This is a genomic window from Streptomyces sp. NPDC058812, assembly GCF_042744565.1.
Lineage (GTDB): Bacteria > Actinomycetota > Actinomycetes > Streptomycetales > Streptomycetaceae > Streptomyces > Streptomyces thinghirensis.
Map to the genome: position 1 here is coordinate 215,524 of NZ_JBHYOB010000006.1, position 18,325 is coordinate 233,848.

At 75.1% G+C, this 18,325-nt stretch carries 16 protein-coding genes; 10 read left to right on the forward strand and 6 right to left on the reverse strand.

The window, feature by feature from the left end; all coding sequences use genetic code 11:
* Positions 1 to 256: 256 nt before the first annotated feature.
* Positions 257 to 2,347, forward strand: a complete 2,091-nt coding sequence (locus ACFW48_RS14860; protein ID WP_386314430.1) for a PhoX family protein — start codon at positions 257 to 259, stop codon at positions 2,345 to 2,347.
* A 28-nt stretch (positions 2,348 to 2,375) separates the two neighbouring features.
* Here the strand turns inward: ACFW48_RS14860 and ACFW48_RS14865 are convergent, their stop codons facing one another.
* The 4 genes from ACFW48_RS14865 to ACFW48_RS14880 form a co-directional block, all read right to left on the reverse strand.
* On the reverse strand, positions 2,376 to 3,395 hold the full coding sequence (locus ACFW48_RS14865) for an endonuclease/exonuclease/phosphatase family protein (RefSeq protein ID WP_386314434.1): 1,020 nt from the start codon (positions 3,393 to 3,395) through the stop codon (positions 2,376 to 2,378).
* Positions 3,396 to 3,495: 100 nt separating this feature from the next.
* Complete coding sequence (locus tag ACFW48_RS14870; RefSeq protein ID WP_386314437.1) at positions 3,496 to 3,849, reverse strand: ADP-ribosylation/crystallin J1; 354 nt, start codon at positions 3,847 to 3,849, stop codon at positions 3,496 to 3,498.
* 62 nt (positions 3,850 to 3,911) lie between these two features.
* Positions 3,912 to 4,850: a hypothetical protein gene (locus tag ACFW48_RS14875; RefSeq protein ID WP_386314440.1), complete on the reverse strand. Its 939-nt coding sequence runs from the start codon at positions 4,848 to 4,850 to the stop codon at positions 3,912 to 3,914.
* A gap of 153 nt (positions 4,851 to 5,003) precedes the next feature.
* Entirely contained in the window at positions 5,004 to 5,483 is a 480-nt protein-coding gene (locus tag ACFW48_RS14880; protein WP_386314443.1) for a hypothetical protein, read from the reverse strand.
* Positions 5,484 to 5,551: 68 nt separating this feature from the next.
* Between ACFW48_RS14880 and ACFW48_RS14885 the strand changes: the two genes are divergently transcribed.
* The 5 genes from ACFW48_RS14885 (at position 5,552) to ACFW48_RS14905 (ending at position 12,696) form a co-directional block, all read left to right on the forward strand.
* Positions 5,552 to 6,793, forward strand: a complete 1,242-nt coding sequence (locus ACFW48_RS14885) for a PP2C family protein-serine/threonine phosphatase (protein ID WP_386314446.1) — start codon at positions 5,552 to 5,554, stop codon at positions 6,791 to 6,793.
* A 219-nt stretch (positions 6,794 to 7,012) separates the two neighbouring features.
* Positions 7,013 to 8,092, forward strand: coding sequence for a hypothetical protein (locus ACFW48_RS14890; RefSeq protein ID WP_386314449.1), 1,080 nt, complete (start codon positions 7,013 to 7,015; stop codon positions 8,090 to 8,092).
* Between the two features lie 104 nt (positions 8,093 to 8,196).
* Positions 8,197 to 8,559: a hypothetical protein gene (locus ACFW48_RS14895; protein ID WP_386314453.1), complete on the forward strand. Its 363-nt coding sequence runs from the start codon at positions 8,197 to 8,199 to the stop codon at positions 8,557 to 8,559.
* A 7-nt stretch (positions 8,560 to 8,566) separates the two neighbouring features.
* Positions 8,567 to 11,221 (forward strand): substrate-binding domain-containing protein, encoded by a 2,655-nt coding sequence (locus ACFW48_RS14900; RefSeq protein ID WP_386314456.1) that lies wholly within the window; start codon positions 8,567 to 8,569, stop codon positions 11,219 to 11,221.
* Positions 11,222 to 11,337: 116 nt separating this feature from the next.
* Positions 11,338 to 12,696 carry an extracellular solute-binding protein gene (locus tag ACFW48_RS14905; protein WP_386314906.1) on the forward strand — a complete coding sequence of 453 codons (1,359 nt, stop codon included), beginning with the start codon at positions 11,338 to 11,340 and terminating at the stop codon, positions 12,694 to 12,696.
* A gap of 18 nt (positions 12,697 to 12,714) precedes the next feature.
* Here the strand turns inward: ACFW48_RS14905 and ACFW48_RS14910 are convergent, their stop codons facing one another.
* Positions 12,715 to 12,909: a hypothetical protein gene (locus ACFW48_RS14910; RefSeq protein ID WP_386314459.1), complete on the reverse strand. Its 195-nt coding sequence runs from the start codon at positions 12,907 to 12,909 to the stop codon at positions 12,715 to 12,717.
* 114 nt (positions 12,910 to 13,023) lie between these two features.
* Here ACFW48_RS14910 and ACFW48_RS14915 point away from each other — a divergent pair, with 114 nt between their 5' ends.
* From ACFW48_RS14915 to ACFW48_RS14930, 4 genes are all read left to right on the forward strand, one after another.
* Positions 13,024 to 14,373 carry a helix-turn-helix domain-containing protein gene (locus tag ACFW48_RS14915; RefSeq protein ID WP_386314461.1) on the forward strand — a complete coding sequence of 450 codons (1,350 nt, stop codon included), beginning with the start codon at positions 13,024 to 13,026 and terminating at the stop codon, positions 14,371 to 14,373.
* Positions 14,374 to 14,446: 73 nt separating this feature from the next.
* On the forward strand, positions 14,447 to 15,457 hold the full coding sequence (locus tag ACFW48_RS14920) for a permease (protein ID WP_386314463.1): 1,011 nt from the start codon (positions 14,447 to 14,449) through the stop codon (positions 15,455 to 15,457).
* Complete coding sequence (locus ACFW48_RS14925) at positions 15,454 to 16,176, forward strand: TIGR03943 family putative permease subunit (protein ID WP_386314909.1); 723 nt, start codon at positions 15,454 to 15,456, stop codon at positions 16,174 to 16,176. Before ACFW48_RS14920 ends, ACFW48_RS14925 begins: the two co-directional genes overlap by 4 nt.
* Positions 16,177 to 16,269: 93 nt before the next feature.
* Complete coding sequence (locus ACFW48_RS14930; protein WP_386314465.1) at positions 16,270 to 16,989, forward strand: GAF and ANTAR domain-containing protein; 720 nt, start codon at positions 16,270 to 16,272, stop codon at positions 16,987 to 16,989.
* A 368-nt stretch (positions 16,990 to 17,357) separates the two neighbouring features.
* Here ACFW48_RS14930 and ACFW48_RS14935 read toward each other — a convergent pair whose 3' ends face one another.
* Positions 17,358 to 18,125 (reverse strand): hypothetical protein, encoded by a 768-nt coding sequence (locus ACFW48_RS14935; protein ID WP_386314468.1) that lies wholly within the window; start codon positions 18,123 to 18,125, stop codon positions 17,358 to 17,360.
* Between the last annotated feature and the right edge of the window lie 200 nt (positions 18,126 to 18,325).

The following is an 18,325-nucleotide window of genomic DNA, read 5'->3' on the forward strand; positions in this document are numbered from 1 at the left end:
CCTTCGCGTGAGTTGATGCCCGTCAATCCCTGGCCAGGACGGACACGTAAGGTTAGCGGCCCTGGATTGTGATCTTGTGCAGGGTCTGCCATGAAACCCCGGGCGCGTCAAGGCGGGATCGAGCCGCCGCGGTAATTCCCTTACCGCTTCCGCGGGTTCACCCGCCGTTCACCGCGGCGCCCGTCTCCCGCACGTATGTGCACCTACGGTCGCGCTGATACCAAGGGCGTCCAGGGATTCTCAAGGGGAGAACACAGTGCGCAAGCTGCTGCCGTTGATCGGAACACCGTCCGGTTCGCATCCCGGCGGCCGGTCCGCCATGACCTGCCGTTTCCGGTGTGGTGACGCCTGCTTCCACGAGGTGCCCAACACCAGCTCCAACGAGTACGTCGGCGACGTGATCGCCGGTGCGCTCAGCCGCCGTTCCATGATGCGTGCCGCGGCCGTCGTCACCGTGGCCGCGGCGGGTGCCGGGGCCGTGGGTGTGGCGGGGGCGCCGTCGGCGCAGGCCGCGCCGGTGGCCGGGAGGGGAGACGGGGCCGGGCACGGGAAGCCGTCGAAAACCGGGGGTGCGCGCGGGCTGCGGTTCACGCCCGTCGCGCCCAACACCGACGACGCCGTCACCGTCCCGGAGGGTTACCGGCAGGACGTCGTGATCCGTTGGGGTGAACCCATTCTGCGCGGGGCGCCCGCCTTCGACCCGGAGAAGCAGACCGCCGAGGCCCAGGCCGGGCAGTTCGGGTACAACAACGACTTCCTCGCGCTGCTGCCGCTGCGCGGTGAGCACGGCCGGCAGGTCCTCGTCGCCAACCACGAGTACACCGACGAGCTGCTCATGTTCCGCGGCTACGACCCCGACAACCCGACCCGTGAGCAGGTCGAGATCGCCTGGGCCGCGCACGGGCTGTCCGCCGTGGTGGTGGAGGAGGAGCGCCGGAGCGGGAAGCTGACGCCCGTCACGCGGCACCGCCTGAACCGGCGCGTCACCGCGACGACCGAGTTCCGGCTCACCGGCCCGGCCGCCGGGTCCGACCTGGTCAAGACCTCCGCCGACCGGTCCGGCCGGAAGGTGCTGGGCACCCTCAACAACTGCTCCGGCGGCACCACCCCGTGGGGCACGACGCTGCACGGCGAGGAGAACTTCAACCAGTACTTCGCCAACAGCGGCCGGGCGACGGACAAGCGGTACGGGATCGGCACCGGCGCCACCGAGCGCAAGTGGGAGCGGTTCGACAAGCGCTTCGACGTCGCCCAGGAGCCGAACGAGGTGCACCGCTTCGGGTACGTCGTCGAACTCGACCCGTACGACCCGGAGTCCACCCCGCGCAAGCACACGCTGCTCGGCCGCTTCAAGCACGAGGCGGCGACCGTGCGGCTGACCCACGACGGGCGCCCGGTCGTCTACACCGGCGACGACGAGCGGTTCGACTACTTCTACAAGTTCGTCGGCAGCAAGCGGATGCGGCACGGCAACAGCCGCTGGGCGCGCGAGCACAACCTGTCGCTGCTCGACGAGGGCACCCTCTACGTCGCCAAGCTCAGCGGCGACTCCCCGGCGATCGAGATCGACGGCACGGGCAAGCTGCCGCGCGACGGCGAGTTCGACGGCAGCGGTCGCTGGATCCCGCTGGTCACCGCCACCGAGGACGGCGCCGTCTCGCACGTCGAGGGCATGAGCGCCGAGGAAGTGTGCGTCTTCACGCGGCTCGCCGGTGACAAGGTCGGCGCGACGAAGATGGACCGCCCCGAGGACATCGAGCCCTCGCCGACGACCGGCAAGGTGTACGTCGCCCTCACCAACAACTCCAACCGCGGCAAGGCCGGTTACGCCGGTCCCGACGAGGCCAACCCGCGGGGCAGCAACAAGCACGGCCACGTCCTGGAGCTGACCGAGCGCTGGAACCGGGCCGACGCCACCTCCTTCGCTTGGTCGCTGTTCCTCGTCGCCGGTGACCCGGAGGACCCGGCGACCTACTTCGCGGGCTTCCCGAAGGACCGGGTCAGCCCGATCTCCTGCCCCGACAACGTCGCCTTCGACGACCACGGCAACCTGTGGCTGTCCACCGACGGCAACGCGCTCGGCACCCACGACGGCCTCTTCGGCGTCGCGACCAAGGGCGACCGGCGCGGTGAGCTGAAGCAGTTCCTGACCGTGCCGAACGGCGCGGAGACCTGCGGCCCGCTCATCCAGGACCGGCGCGTGCTGGTCGCCGTGCAGCACCCGGGCGAGGTCGACGGCGCCTCCGTGGAGGAGCCGGCCAGCACCTGGCCCGACGGGCCCGGGACGCTCGTGCGTCCGGCGGTCGTCGCCGTGTGGCGCGCGGACGGCCGCGACATCGGCGTCTGAGCGCCCACCGCGTCGTCCGGGGCCGGTGTCAGCCGGCCCTGTGCAGCGTGAGGTCGACGACCAGTGCGCGGTGGTCGGTGTCGGCCAGGTCCAGGAACCGGGCGCGGTGCGCGGTGAAGTCCTCCGACACCAGGACGTGGTCGATCTGCACGCCGAACGCCGGGGCGGTCCGGGCCGGCCAGGTGGCCGTCCGGTCGGCCCCGGCCAGCCGGGCCGCGTCGCGCAGCCCCGTGTCGAGGATGCGGCGGAAGGCGGCGTGGTCCTGGGAGGCGTTGAAGTCGCCGGCGAGGATGCTGGGGGCCCCGCTGCCCTCGGCCTCGGCGGCGGCGTCGCGCAGTGCGTCCAGCTCCTCGCGCCACAGGCCGACCTGGTCCGGCAGCGGCGGCATCGGATGGGCGAGCTGGAGCCGTACGGCGTTGCCGCGCACGTCGGCGACGGCGCCGGGCATGCCCATGGTGCCGGGGACGCCGGGGGTGGCCTTGAGCGGGAACGCGCTCAGGAGGACGGACCCCTCGGAGCCGCCGCCCTCGACGGCCTGTCGGTGGGGGTAGTCGGCGGCGAGGTCGCGCCGCAGCGCCGCGTCGCACGTGTACTCGCACTCCTGTACGAACACGATGTCGGGCTTCTCGCGCCGCACGGCGGAGATCAGCTCGCCGGTGCCCTGCCCGAACTCGACGTTCGAGGTCAGCACCCGCAGCTCGGCGACGGGCAGCCCGACGGGGTCGCCCGTCTTGCCGTACGGCTCGATGAACCACGCCAGCAGCCCGAGCAGCGCCACCCCCCACACCGCGCCGGTCCACCACCGGGCGAGCAGTGTCAGCAGCAGCCCGGCGCCCGTCGGCACGAGCAGCCAGGGCAGGAAGGCGAGCAGCTGCGGTACGGGTGTGACGCCGTCGCTGTCGGCGAGGCGGTAGCCGACGACCACGCTCACCACGGCGAACAGCAGCCCCGCGCACCAGGCACCGAACCGCCGTCCGGCCCGGCGGGCAGTCGGCCGCTCGCGCGAGTCCGTCCACGCACCGGTCGCCGTGTCGGTGTCCGTGTTCAAGTCCCGGCCCTTCGCTCGCGGGTACGGCGCCTCCCTGTGCGGTGCCCGAATCCTCCGTCTAAGACGGACGCCGGGAGCCGAAAGTTGCGTACCGGGCGGCCTACGCCTCCGCGTGGAACTCCCGGACCACCTCGATGCGCCCCACGATGTGCCGGTTGAACTCCTCCAGCTCCTCCGCCGGAACCCACAGCTCCAGGATCGTCTCGCCGCCGGCCCGGCGTACCGGGTAGCGCTCCAGGAACCCGGCGTCGACCTCGAAGCGCGTGACGTAGCCCGAGCCGGACGCGGGGACGTTCCAGTCGCGGGCGATACGGACGGCGTAGTCCTCGTTGAGCACGGGGTAGAAGATGGGCTGCTCGGGCAGGCGGGGCGGCCAGGTGGTCCAGTCGGAGGCCTCGACCAGCGCCAGTTCCTCGGGGCCGGTGGGGCGCCACAGGGTCGTCGTCTTGGACATGGTCGCCGACCCTAGCCGCCCGGTCGGGAGCCCGGCCAAGCAATTACCCGGCGCCGGGCGGCTCAGAGCCGGGCCCGCGTCCGCCGGGGCGGTGCCGGGTCGGCGGCGGTCCCCGCGGGTGCCCGGCGCCGGCGCAGCAGATGTCCGTACCGGCCCGTGAGCCAGGAGGCCAGGGCGACCGTGAGGCCGAGCGCGACCAGGAGCCAGGAGGCCGTGCGCAGGGTGTCGGTGAGGGCGTCGTAGACGGCGCCCGCGGCCGGCCCGTCCACCGCGCCGTCCACCGCGCCGGGGAGTTCGGCGACGGTGAACCGGCGGCCGACCACGACGGCGAGGGCGAGCAGCGCCCCGCCGAGGGCGGTGCCGATCCCGGCGGCCGTGACCGCGCGCCGGCGGCAGGCGGCGACGGCGATGCCGGTGACCGCGAAGGCGACGGCCGCGAGCGGCAGCCACAAGGCGGCGACGTCGAGCACGTGGTAGCCCTTCCTGAGCCGGTCCACCTCGTGGGCCGGGAGCACGGTGACCGCGGTGTGCCGGACCGGGATGCGCCGCGCGAACGGCACGTTGTCGTGGGCGAGCCGGTCCTTGACGCGGGCGGTGACGGGGGCCAGGTCGACGGTGACCGCGCGTCCGCGCGACCGTTCGTCCCGCAGGGCGCGCAGTACGGCGTCGTGGACGGTGCGGTTGGCCGCGTCCCAGCCCTCGCGGAAGGCCTCGGTCCGGGCGAAGGACCGTGCCGCGTCCTGCACGAAGAGCCGTACGGTGCCGCTCGCGGGGCCGGCCGCGACCTCGTCCACGACCCCGTCGCCCACCGTGTCGCCCACCGCGTCGGCGACCGCGTCCCGTACGTCCGGATCGTCGGCGAGCGGCGACATGGCGGCGACATACCGTCCGGTGTCGGCCGGCCCGTGCACCGCCCAGCCCGCCAGCGTGCCGCACGGTGCGAGCAGGCAGGCGAGGGCGATCAGGACGGCCGACAGGGCGTTCCGGTGACGTGGGGACACCCTTCCAGGCAAGGCCCCGGGAGCGGTGCGGGCGACCGGCGTGACTGCATATGGCCCCCCACGACGAGCCGAACGGGCGCCCCGCCCGGACCGGGGGGCCGCGGACGAGTGGCCGCCCGGCCCGGCGCTCCGGCCTCCCGGTCGTGCGGTCCGTCAGGTGACCTGGTGCCCCTTCGCGTCCTCGTGGGTGTAGTAGCGGTAGAACAACGTGGCGGACACCGCCGCCGCGAGCAGCAGGGACACGACGACGCAGGTGAACACGGCCACGCCGCTCTGCGCGTACAGGAACCCCAGGGCACTGCCCGCGAACGCGCCCCACAGGACCGCGTGGCCCTCGCGCGGCAGCCGTCCGGCCACTGCCCGGACCACGGCGTAGAGCACGACGAACGCGAGCACGGTCATGAAGCCGAACAGCAGGTTCCAGCCGGTGATGGGGCCGCCGTGGCGGTTGATGGACGCGGCCCAGTAGCCGTAGACCAGCCCGATACCGACGGGCACCGCCCACTTCGCCACCTTGTGGGCCCGCTCGCCGAAGACGTCGGGCGTCGTCGTACGGCCGCGCGTGCCCGTCCCGGGGGGCGTTCCGGGAGACGTTCCGGTGGATGTTCCGCGTGCCGGTACCGCGTGAGCCATAGCGCACTCCTCTCGCCTCGCCCCCCGTCTACCAGGGCACACCGGGGCGGGCCGACCGGCAAGTCAGGATGCGGGCCGCGGGGGCACGTGTTTCGCTGAGCCCCGTGTTCAGTCGCGACCGCAGGCCGGTGCGCGGCCGGTGGCGGCCGCTCGGCCGACTCGTCCAGGCCGCCGGCCGGGGCGACGCCGTGTCCCGTCACGAACTGCTCAGTGTCCGCGGGCACAGTGTGGCCTGGCTGTTCCCGCTGCTGCTGCTCGTCGGTATCGTGGCGGCCGACATCACCACCGGCGCGTTCCACATCATCTCCTGGACGGTGCTCGTGCCCGGTGTCGCCGCGGCGATCTGCGGGGTGCGGTCCACGGCCGTGTACGCGGTGGCCGCCGTCGTCGTCTACGTCCTCGCCGACACCACCTGGCAGCACCGCGAGCAGACCGGGCTGCCCGGCCTGATCCTCGTCGCCCTCGGCGGATCGATCGCCGTGGTGGCCGCCGCGCTCCGGGTCGGCGGCGAGCAGCGCATGCTGCACATGAGGGACATCGCCGAGACCACCCGGCGCACCGTGCTGCGCCCGCTCCCGGTGGGCTTCGGCGGCCTCGACCACGCCGCCGTCTACCTCTCCTCGGACACCGAGGCCCGCGTCGGCGGCGACTTCTACGACATCCAGCCCGGCCCGCACGGCACCCGCGTCCTCGTCGGCGACGTGCAGGGCAAGGGCCTGGGCGCCGTGGACACGGCCGCCGCGCTGCTCGGCACCTTCCGCGAGGCCGCCTACCACGAGCCGGACCTCGCGACGGTCGCCGAGCGTCTGGAGACCCGCATGCGGCGCCACCGCGCGCACGCCGCGGCCGTCGGCGGCTCCGACGGCGACCGCTTCGCCACCGCCGTCCTGATCGGCTTCTCGGAGGACCTGCCCGACGCCGTGGACGCCGTCTTCTTCGGCCACGAACCCCCGCTGGCGGCCGGCCCCGGGGGCGTGCGGCCCCTGGCGGACGCCGGCGGGCTGCCGCTGGGCATGGGCGAGCTGGCGTCCGGCCCGTCGGTGTTGGTGCGCCGGCTGGCCCTCGCCGCGGACGAGACGCTCCTCGTGGTCACCGACGGGGTGACCGAGGCCCGCGATGCCCAGGGGTGCTTCTACCGGCACGCCGAGAACGTCGCCCGCGCGGTCGCCGCCGACCCGTCGAACGCGGCGCCGATGAAGCTGGTGGCGCTCGTCCGGGACGGCACGCTGCGGCACTGCCGGGGACGGCTGGCCGACGACACCACGGTCTTCGCGGTACGGCGGACCGGACGGCCGCCGGAGTGGCCGTAAGCAGGAGCTGTCCGGCGAACTCTGCCGCGGCCGCGGGGGAGCCCCATCGCGTCGACGCCCTCCTCCGCCTTGCGGCCGCACGCACCACGCCCCGCTCGGGCGGGCTGAAAGGCGCACTCTCCCTCAGCCGCCCTGATCCGAACGACCGGCCCTAGGTGCCCCGCTTTGCAGCCGCAGCGGTTACGGTGCTGCCGTACGTGATCGACAGGGGGAGGGGACATGCCCGGAACCGTGCTGCTGCTCGCGGCGTCGCCCGTGGGCAGGGGGTGCCTGGTGGACGCCGCCTCCGTGCTTCCCGTGCTCGCGGCCGTGCCGCCCGCCGTGCTCTCCGGCACCGACACCGCGAACGTCGTCGAGCTGGCCGACCCGCTGGAGCCGCAGGCCGTCCTCACCCGGCTGCGCGCCGCCGCGGCGGCCCCCGGGCCGCTCACCGTCTACGTCGCCGGCCAGCTCCAGCTGGACCGGCGCCAGCGCCTGCCGCATCTGGCGCTGGCCCGTACGACACCGGCGACCGTCCGCTACACCGCCCTGCCCTGGCACTGGATCCGCGAGGAACTGCGGCTGCGGCCGAGCGGCGCGACGACGCTGCTGCTCGACCTGCACGCCGACCAGGAGACCTGGCAGTGGCTGCGGGCCAGCCCGCTGGACTCCGGGCGCAACAACGCCGTTTACGGTCGCATCGCGCCGCCGCCGTCGAGACGGACGGTGGCGGCCCCGTCGTACATGCGGGCCGTCGCGACGATCCTGCGCAGCGGGCACCGGCCGCCGCCGGACCAGCTGCACCAGCAGGCGCTGGCCCGCGCCGCGGCCGAGGGCGCGAGCAGTGGCGCGGCGGCCGGCGCGGACCTGGTGCTGGCCGCGCCGGGGCCGGAGGCGGGCGACCCGCACGCCGTCATCGCCGCCGCCGTGCGGTCCGGGAGGCACGCGGACGCCGACGAACTCGCCGCCCGGCACGAGCGGGCCGCCGCCCACGCGCACGGGCCCGCTTCCGAGGACGCGCTGCACTGGACGGAGGTCCGCGCCGACCTGGCGATGTTCGCGGGGGACCCGGTGCGCAGCTGCCGGACCTGGCTGACGGTGGCCGAGGCCCGGCTGGGCGCCGGCCAGCCGCCGCAGGCACCGGCGGTGGAGGCGGCCGTCGACCGGGCCCACCACCAGTGGGGGCAGGTCCGTGACGCCGGGCGGGCCCGGGAGCTGGGTGGGGCGCTCGCCGCGTTGCGGGGGCGGGTGCCGGGACGGCGCGAGGGCGCGCTGGACCATGTGCGGCGGGAGCTGAGCCGGTTGCAGGTCCAGGGCTGAGGCCTCCGGGGGCCTCGGGCCCGGTGCGCGTGCCCGCGTGCGCGTCACGACAGCGGCGTACGGACCCTCCCCTGTACGCAACAGCGGTGTCATGATGGTGAGTCATGGCTGAGGGGGACGGAGTGGTGACGCGCGGTATCCGCGTCCGGCTGGACGGGACCGCGAGCGAGAGTGACATCGGCGCCCTGCACAAATGGCTCGAACGGGAGAAACCGCTCGCCGATCTGGCCCGGACCGACCAACTGCGCATCGACGAACGGATCCGGACCGACGAGGCGGGCGCCCCGATGGGCGTCGGCATGGACATCGTGGTGGCGGTGATCGGGGGCGCCGCGGGCGCGCTCTTCCAGGGAGTGGTGGACCAGGTCAGGCGGTCCGTGGAGGCCTGGCGGGCCAACCGCCGTGAGGTGGAGGACGGCGAGCCGCCCCAGGCGCGCGTCGAGCCGGTGCGACCCGACGACAGGTAGGCGGCCGGTGACCGGTTACGACCCGCGGGGGAAGGCGAACCGGGCGCTGCTGGTCGGAGTGTCCGAGTACGACAACACGGCGCCGCCGGACGGCGTGCCCGGCGATCTCCCCGCGGTCAAGCACAACCTGAACCGGCTGGGGGAGGCGCTGCGGCACGGCGGGGTCTTCGGTGAGCGGGAGATCGCGGTGTGCCGCTCCCCCGACCAGGTCACCTTCGGCCGGGAGCTGTGGACGGCCGCCAAGGAGGCCGAGGGCGTCCTGCTGCTGTACTTCGCCGGGCACGGGGCGATACCGAACGCGGGCGACGAGCTGTTCCTGCAGATGCGCAACGCGCGCGTGGTCGCGGGCGGACACGCGGTCTTCCCCGGCGCGGAGATGTTCAGCACCGTGCAGGCGGTGCTCGCCGCCGGCCCGGCGCGGCGGATCGTGGTCGTCCTCGACTGCTGCTTCGCGGGCAACGCCGCCTGGATCCGTCCGGAGCCCCGCGACAAGCGGCGGGTGCTGCTGCTGATGAGCGTGCAGGCCAATCACCGCATCGACGCGGGCGGGCCCGGCACCCCGACGCCGTTCACCGCCGAGCTCGCAGCGCTGCTGGAGGCGGGCGGCGACGTGTCGTTCCGCGCTCTCGCGGACGACCTGCGGGCCCGGATGTCCGCCGCCGGCCACCGGACGGTACGCGGGGACGCCTGGGAGCCGGAGAGCCGCGTCGAGCCTGGGGAGGACCTGCTCCTCGCCGCCCGGCCGAGGGCCGCTCGTCCGCCCGTACCGCCGCCGCCCCCGCCGCCCGGGCCGCCCGGGCCGCCCGGGCCGGGCATCGTCCGCCGCGTCCGGGCCGGTCTGGCCGTGCTGCTGGGCGGGGTGGGCGCGGCGGGGCGTGCGCTGATCCGTCGCATCCGTGACTCCGAGACGCTCCGGGCGGTGGGGGAGGCGGTGAGACGTTGGTTCGAGCGGTGGCGGTGGCCGGTCACCTGGGCGGCGGTGTTGCTGGTTCTGGCCGCCGCCGCGGGCATCGGCGTCCACCAGCTCGCCGGCCGGACCGGCGGCCCGGCCTCCTGCGCCCCGCCCCTGGAGCTGCGCGTGCTCACCGACCCCGACCTGGAGCCGACCGTCCGGGCCGCCGCCGACGCGTATCTGACGTCCGGGGAGAACACCACCGGCGAGGGCTGCCGGCGCAGCGGCATCACCGTGTACAGCGCGGGCGCCGCCGACGCGGTCACCGCCCTGCGCAGGCAGACCGGCGCCTGGCAGGAGCCCCGCGACGACGACACCAACCCGCAGCGCGACGTCGGCCCGCAGCCCGACGTGTGGATACCCGGCTCCCCCGCCGACGCCGCCCGGGTCACCGCCGGGCAGGACACCGACGCCGTGGCCGAACTCGACCCCGACGAGGAGCCCTTCGCGTACTCCCCGATCGTGCTCGCCGTCCCCCAGGACATCGCCGCCGAGGACCGCGACGAGCGCACCGGCCCCCCGCTCACCCGGATGATCGACGACCTGCGCGACCGGCACGCGGACACCGAGGTGCGCCGACCCGACCCGGAGTACGCCGACACCGGGCTGCTCGCCACGATCGGTCTGTACCGCGGCACCGGCGACGCCGCCCCGGACCCCCGCCGCGCCGAGGACCGGGTCGCCCGGCCCGGCCCGCCCTCGCCGACCGCCGCCGAGCTGCTGTGCGCGCTGCCCGACGACGACGCCGTCGACAACCGCACCGCGGCCCTGGTCCCCGAGTTCCTGCTGAAGAGCGGCGTCGGCTGCGACAGCGCCCGCCGCACCCCGCGCATGGCGCAGTACCCGGGCGACGTACCCGGCCTGGAGCCCCTCTTCGTCCGCGTCCGCTGGCAGGGCGCCGACCGCGACACGGCCGACCGCGACAGCGCGGCGGACGGTTTCCGGACGTGGCTCACCGGCGAGGGGGGCCGCGCCGCGTTCGCCCGGGACGGCTTCCGCGCGAGCACCGGCGACCGCGCCCTGCTGGACACCGGCGAGGTCGGCGACGGGGTGCTGCGGGCGCCGTCCCCGCTGACCGAGTCCGCCGGACGGGACGCGATGGAGGCGGCCCTGGAGGGCTACCGGGGTGCCAACGGTCCCGGGCGGGTGCTGTTCCTGCTGGACAGCTCCGGTTCGATGGCCGGCCAGTGGGAGGGGCCCAGCGGCGGTCCGGGCCTGCTGAAACAGTCGCTGGGCGGGCTCGGCGACCGGGACGAGTACGGCGTGTGGGCGGTGTCGGGCACCGACGGGGACACGTACGACACCCTGCTGCCCTTCGGCCGGCACACCCGTAAGGACGCCGAGCGCACCGTCGACCGCGAGGCCGAGGTCCGGGACGCCGAGGCCGACCCGCGCGGAGCCCTGCGGGACGCGCTCGACAGCATGGCGCAACGCGGCGCCGGTGACGAGCGCCCCGGGCTGATCGTCTTCGTCACCGACGACGAGGACGCGGGCCGGCTCACCGGCGACGGCTTCGGCGACCTGCTGGCCCTCGCCCGCGCGGGGGAGACGCCCGTCGCGATGGTCTCCCTCAAGAGCGGCGCCTGCGACGAGGGGAAGCCGGACGCCCTGGTCTCCGAGGCGAGCGGCGGCCGCTGCGTGGACGCCGACGACGACCTCGGTGCCGCCCTGCACGACGAGGTCGCGCGCACCGGTACGGGGGAAGCCTGATGCTCCGAGGACGACAACGACAACGACAACGGCAACGACGATGGCAATGGCAATGGCAATGGCAATGGCAATGGCAACGGCAACGACGGCGACAACGGCACCGGCGGTCCGCCGTCCTGCTGGCCCCGCTGCTCCTGATCCTGCCGACCGCCTGCAGTGGCGACGGTGACGGCGGCGGGACCGCGGCGACGCCCTCCGGCGACGTGCCCGGCGACATCGTGGTCGCCAGCGGCCGGGACGTCACCGGCAAGAACGGCATCCGCCAGCGGCTCATCGACGCCTGGAACACCGAGCAGGAGAAGGCCGGCACCGGCTACCGCGCCCGGCTCGTCGAACTCCCCGGCAACGCGGACGAACAGCGCAGCCAGCTGCTCGGCGCGCTCCAGTCCGGCAGCGCCGCCTACGACGTGGTCAACCTCGACGTCACCTGGGTCCCGGAGTTCGCCGCCGCGGACCTGATCAGCCCGCTGCCGAGGACGCTGCTCGACGACGACGTCATCGCGCCCGTGGCGAGCACGGCCCGCTGGAACGGCGAGGTGTACGCCGCGCCCTTCAACAGCGACGTCGGCCTGCTCTACTACCGGCGCGACCACCTGCGGCAGGCGGGTGTCGAGCGCCCCGACCTGACGGGCGGCCTGGACTGGCCGGAGCTGAAGAAGCTGATCACCACCATCGACGAGCACAAGCCCGCCGGTTACGAGAAGGGCTGGACGACCCAGCTCGCCGCGTACGAGGGGCGCACGGTCAACGCGGTGGAGGCGTTCGCGTCGGCCGTACCGGACTTCGCGCTCACCGACGAGGACGGGGACTACGACGCCACCGTCGAGGAGCTGACGAAGGGCATCGACGAGCTGCGCCGCCGCACCGAGGCGTCCTACGTGCTCCCGGACGCGTTCCGCTCCGACGAGGCGGCCTCCCTGGGCGACTTCGCCGCCGGCCGCACCACCTTCCTGCGGCACTGGCCGTACGTGTACCCCGCCCTGCACCAGTCGTTCCCCGACGACGACCGGCTCGGGGTGGCCGCGTTGCCGGGGCGGGCCGTGCTCGGCGGCCAGAACCTCGCCGTGACCGCGGCGTCCCAGCGGAGGGCCAAGGCGACCGACCTGATCAGGTACCTGACCGGCAAGGAGAGCGAGCGCTGCCTGCTGGACGCCGGTTTCGCGGCGACGCGCACCTCCGCGTACACGGACGACGCCGTGACGTGCGCGGCGGGCGCCGCGACGCCTTCGGCGGCCCCGACCGGTGAGGGCGCCGACACCGTGCCCCGCGACGCCGCCGGCCGGCCGGAGTACGCCCGCGACATCCTGCTGCCCGCCCTTCGGGAGGCGGTCCACCGCCCGCGCACGCCGCTGTACGGCGCCTTCACCCAGACCTTCACCACCGTGCTGGGTGCCCTGTTCGCCGACGATCCACCGGGCGACGCTGAACTGGCGCGGCGACTGGACGAGGCCCTCGGACGCGCCCTGCCGGACTGACCAGCCGACCCGGCCGCCTCAGCGGCTCACGGTGACCAGTGAGTCCGTGACCGAGTCCGTGACCGGCGTGGTGTCCCGTTCCGTGGCGGGCGCCGGCGGGTGTGCCGTGTCCGTCGGTCCCGCGTTCGCGGCCAGCAGCAGGCAGGCCACGGCGGCGACGGCCGCGGCGAGGGCTCTGGCGTAGCGTTCGGCGGTGCGTGTGCGTTCGGGCACGGTGTCCTCTGCGGGATCGTACGGATTGTGCCAAGCGCTGTTAAGCGCGCTTAATCCGCGGTTTAACCTAGAGTCGCCGGAGTCGAACGGCAAGAGCCGCAGAGGGAGTTGGCAGTGGGGGACCGTGACGACCGGGTGGCCATCGGCCGCCGGGTGCAGCGACTGCGGGCCGAGCGCGGGATGACCCAGCGCCAGCTCGCGGAACCGGCCTACACCCCCGCCTACATCTCCACCCTGGAGGCCGGCCGCGTCCGCCCCTCCGACGAGGCGCTGCGGCATCTCGCCGAACGGCTCGGCGTCGGCTACGAGGAGCTGGCCACCGGACGCCCGGCCAGGCTCGCCACCGATCTGCGGCTCAGGCTCACCGAGGCGCGGCGCACGCTCGCCACCGACGGCGCCGAACAGGCGGCCGGGCAGTACACCGAACTGCTCGCCGAGGCCGAGACCCACGAGCTGCCCGAGGAACGGGCCGCCGCGCTGCTCGGACTCGGGGAGTGCGCCGTGGAGACCGGCGAACTGGCCTCCGGGCGCCAGTACTTCGAGCGGGCCGAACAGTGCCTCGCCGACGCCGGTGCCCCGCTGCCCGCCCGCGTCCCGGCCCTGCGCGGACGCGCCCTCGCCCACTACCTCGCCGGTGAACTGCGGTACGCCGTCTACCTCCTGGAGACCACCCTCGACGAGCTGAACCGCGGCGGCCTGCACGACCCCGACGCGCTGCTCCTGCTCTACGCCAGCGCCATCGGCCCGTACATGGACATGGGCGCCCACGCGCGCGCCGCCCAGGCCGCCGAACTCGCCCTCTCCCTCGCCCCCAGCGCCGGCGACCCCGCGCTGGTGGCCCGCATGCACCGCTCCGTCGCCCGCACCCTGCTCGCCGAGGGCCGCCTCACCGAGGCCGACGCCTCGCTCGCCAAGGCGGCCGAGCTGTACCGCACGCTGCAACTCCGCACCGAGTTGGCCAACTGCCACTGGATGCGCGGCTACGTCTGCGCCCAGAACGGCGAACTCCCGCGCGCCGAGGAGGAGATGCGGGAGGCCCTCGGCATGCTCTCCGCCACCCGCGCCGCCCTCTACAGCAGCCAGGTCGCCGTCGAGCTGGCCGACGTACTGCACCGGCGCGGCAAGTCCGAGGAGGCCGCGGAACTGCTGCACGGGGTACTGGACGACCTCTCCTCCGAACGCGGCGCCGTGCACTCCGCGGGCGCGCACCGGCTGCTCGGCATCATTGCCGAGGACGCCCGGGACACCGAGGCCGCCGAGGAGCACTACGTCCGCGCCCTCAGCCTGCTCGAACGGGCCGGCGCCGCCGGCGACCTGGCCGACCTGTGCCGGCTCCTCGGCGACCTGCTGCGCCGCACCGGCCGGGTGGAGGCGGCCCTCGACGCCTACCGCACCGGCCTCGGACACCGCACGGCACCCGGCACGACGACCCTGGGCCCGGCGCCCGCACAGCCGCCGCTGTAGGGAATCCTGGGCTGCGCACAGCGGCGCCGGTCAGAGTGCCCGCGGGGGCAGGGACGAGCGGGGTGCGAGGAACGTGGACGACCGACGGACCGTGGCCGACGGTGTGCGGCTCGCCGTGCGCGCGCTGGTGTACGCCGTGCTCGGCGGCACCGCGCTGCTCGCCATCGCCACCGTGGTCTCGGTACTGGGCCCGGCCCTGGCGCTCGACCTCTACACGCCCCCGGTGGCGGCCTGGTGGACGGTGTTCACCGCCGTCGTCGTCCAGGGCGTGCCCTTCCTGCTGCTCGGCACGGTCGTCTCGGCGGCGATCGGGGCGTTCGTGCCGGAGCGCGCCTTCAGCCGCCTCCTGCCCCGCAACCAGGCCCTCGCCGTGCCCGTCGCGGGGGCGGCGGGGGTGGTGCTGCCCGGCTGCGAGTGCGCGTCGGTGCCGGTGGCCGGGAGCCTGATGCGGCGCGGGGTCGCCCCGGCGGCGGCCCTCGCGTTCCTCCTGTCGGCGCCCGCGATCAACCCGGTGGTGCTGGTGGCCACGTCGATCGCGTTCCCCGGGCAGCCCGCCATGGTCGCCGCCCGCCTGCTCGCCTCGCTCACGGCCGCGGTGGTGATGGGCTGGCTGTGGGTCCGGTTCGGGAAGGACGAGTGGCTGCGCCTGCCGAAGAGCCGTACGGCGCCCGGAGCGGCGTCGTACGGCTGGACCGGCTTCGTCTCCGGGCTGCGGCACGACTTCCTGCACGCGGGCGGCTTCCTCGTCGTCGGCGCGGGTGCGGCCGCCGCCTTCAACGTCGCCGTCCCCCAGTCCGTGCTGGACGTCTTCACCGCCTCCGCCTGGCTGTCCGTGCTGCTGCTCGCGGTCCTCGCGGTGGTGCTGTGCGTGTGCAGCGAGGCGGACGCGTTCGTCGCCGCCTCGCTGAGCGGGTTCTCGCCGACCGCGCGGCTGGCGTTCATGGTGGTGGGGCCGATGGTCGACCTGAAGCTGATCGCGCTGCAGACCGGGACCTTCGGCCGGGCCTTCGCGGTGCGGTTCGCGTCGGTGACCTGGGTGGTGGCCGTGGCGAGCAGCGTGCTGGTGGGGTGGTGGCTGCTGTGAGGCGGTACGGACCGGCGGTCCTGCTCGCGCTGACCGGCGCGGCGGTGCTGCGCGTCTCGCTCTTCGGCGACCTCTACCTGCGGTACGTACAGCCGGGCCTGCGGCCGTACCTGATCGTGTCCGGGGCGGTGCTGGTGCTGCTCGCGGCGGCGACGGCCCTCGCCCGGCACGGCCGTGGGGAGGCGGACGAGGAGACGGACGCCCACGGCCACAGCCACGGCCCCGCCGGCCCCCGCGTCGCCTGGCTGCTCACCCTGCCCGCCCTCGCCCTGCTGCTGTTCCCGCCGCCCGCGCTCGGCTCCTACAGCGCGGGCCGCGAGGCGGCGCAGCGTGCGGCGCGGGGGGTCGGCACCTTCCCGGCGCTGCCGTCCGGGGACCCGGTGGAGCTGACCCTCGCCGAGTTCGGCTCCCGCGCGCTCTACGACAGCGAACGGTCGCTGACCGGCCGTACCGTCCGCCTCACCGGCTTCGTCACCCACGGCGAGGACGGCACCTGGTACGTCACCAGGCTCCTCGTCTCCTGCTGCGCCGCCGACGCCACCACCGGCAAGGCCGAGATCCGCGGGGCCGGCGCCCCGCCCGTCGACACGTGGGTCACGGTCACCGGCGGCTGGCACCCGGAGGGCGAACTCGGCTCGGACGCGGCCTGGCCGCCGGTCCTCGACGCGACGGACGTACGTCGGGTGGAGCAGCCCGCGAACCCGTACGAGAAGCGCTGAGCACCCGTCCACGACCTGCGGCCCGCCCTGGTTTCCCCCGGTCGGGCACGGGTAGTCGAGCCTGCGGCCGCGTGAGTGAAGGAGGCGGTGCGCGTGCGGCCCAGCGACGAACCCGGGTGGTCCTCGGACGGGGCACGCGCCGCCGAGGTGATCGCCGCCCAAGTACGGGGCGCTCCGCCGGACGAGGTGCCGGGACGACTGTGCCGGGCGGCCGTACGGCTCCTGCCGGTGACCGGGGCGAGCGCGTCGCTGCGCGGCGAGGGCGTGCCGGTACGGCTGTGTGCCAGCGGTGACCGGGCGACGTACCTGGCCGAGCTCCAGGCCACGCTGGGGGACGGCCCCTGTGTGAGCGCCGCCGAGTCGGGCGCCCCGGTGCTCGCCTGCGATCTGACGGCCGGTGCCGACGCCGGCCGGTGGCCCGTCTTCGCCCAGCAGGCGACGGCCGTCGGCGTACGGGCGGTCTACGCGCTGCCGCTGGGCAGCGCCGCCGGTTGCCTGGGCACCCTCGACCTCTACCGGGACACCCCCGGCCCGCTGGCCGGGCCGCAGCTGAGCCTGGCGCGGCGCGTGGCCGGGGTCATGACGACGGCGCTGATGGCGCTGCCGCGCGGGGAGGAGGCCTGGTTGGACCAGCTGGCCGGTGACCACGACGAGGTCTACCAGGCCGTCGGCATGATCATGGCCCAGCTGGGGGTCGGCGCCGACGAGGCCCTGGCCCGGCTGCGCGCCGACGCGTTCGTGTGCGGCCGCACCGCCCACGACGTGGCCCGCGCCGTGCTCACCCACCGCCGGCGCTTCGACCGCGACGACTAGCTAGCTAGGGGCCTGTCCGGCGGATCATGCCGCGGACGCGGGGGCCGGCACGCCCATCTGCGGCGTTGTCGTCGGTTGCCGGGGCTCCGCCCTGTCGCCCTCCTCCGCCCTGCAGCTGGACGCACCAGCCCCCGCTCACCCGCGCTGATGAGGCGCCGTCGCTTTCCTGCGACCTGATCCGCCGGACAGCACACCTAGTAGGCGGTGCCCCAGGGGCATTGCCGACGGCCGTCGGCGGGCGGGTCCCCGGCGATGTTCGTCGCGGTCTCGCCTCGCACGTGTCGCGCCGCGTACCCGGGGGCCGGCGCCGCGCGACGTACGGCGAGGCTCGGCCCGGCCGACAGGTCCCGACCCGGTCCGTCCGTTCGCTAGACCTGCGCCCGCCCCTGCCGCCGGGCCTCCGTCAGCCGCCGCGTCCCCACCTCGACGGCCGTACGGGTGGCGGCTTCGGCCGGTTCGCCGGGGACGCCGTTGGTGAGGCTGATCGCGTCGTCGCCCACGCGTACGGCGACGAGGTCCACGGTGAGGACGGCGCCCTCGGCGTTCACCGTCACCCGCAGGCCCTGCCGGGCGTCCCCCGCCTTCGGCGGTGCCAGGTCGGCGACCCGGACGTCCAGGGCGGTGCCGCGGGCGGCCCGGGCCGTGAACCGCCCGCACGTGTCCGGCAGCGTCCCGAGCCAGGTCAGCGCCCGGTCGATGTCGGCCGCGCGGTACGAGGTGATCCGGTAGTGCAGCTGGGCCCCGCCGGCCGCGTCGTCCAGGGCGGCCGTGGCCCTGGGGGCGGTGGCGGCGCCGAACAGCTCCTCGGTGTAGAGGACGTCCAGCAGCCGCCCGCAGTCGGGCCGCTCGGCGGTGGCCTTGAGTACCTGGTCCCGCCAGGTCGCGGCACCTCGCGTCGGCTCCCACGCCTCCCCCAGGTCGGCCGCCGTGATCAGGGCCGCCCGCGCCTGCCCCCGGGTGAGTACGGGCGGCACGGCGGGCGAGGGAAGCGTGGCCGGGGACTGCGCGGTCGCGGGCGCGGTGCCGACGGGCGGGTCCGCCGCCCGGCCGCCCGCGGAGCAGGCGGCCACCGTCAGCGTCAGCGCCGCCGAGAGCGCGGAGACGAGCAGGGGACGGGCGGCGGGGGCATGCTGCACAGGTGCCTCCTGGCGGGCCGGGGCGACCGGCGCCGTTCAGGATCGGTCGGTCGCACCCTCCACGGCACCACCGCCCCCGCCCCACCACCAGCGTGCGGGGCCGTCCGGGTGAGGCGCCCGGCGGAAAACGGCTCGCGGCGGCGTCCGCCCGCGGGTACCGTCCCGTTCCATGAAGCGCGCGCGCCATTTCCTGATGACGA

What these genes read in the sequence shown, in the direction of transcription:
- ACFW48_RS14880 (WP_386314443.1), bottom strand. Translation starts at nt 5,483, where the DNA reads ATGGCTCACGCGGTACCGGCACGCGGAACATCCACCGGAACGTCTCCC.
- ACFW48_RS14890 (WP_386314449.1), top strand. Translation starts at nt 7,013, where the DNA reads ATGCCCGGAACCGTGCTGCTGCTCGCGGCGTCGCCCGTGGGCAGGGGG.
- ACFW48_RS14885 (WP_386314446.1), top strand. Translation starts at nt 5,552, where the DNA reads ATGCGGGCCGCGGGGGCACGTGTTTCGCTGAGCCCCGTGTTCAGTCGC.
- ACFW48_RS14870 (WP_386314437.1), bottom strand. Translation starts at nt 3,849, where the DNA reads ATGTCCAAGACGACGACCCTGTGGCGCCCCACCGGCCCCGAGGAACTG.
- ACFW48_RS14895 (WP_386314453.1), top strand. Translation starts at nt 8,197, where the DNA reads ATGGCTGAGGGGGACGGAGTGGTGACGCGCGGTATCCGCGTCCGGCTG.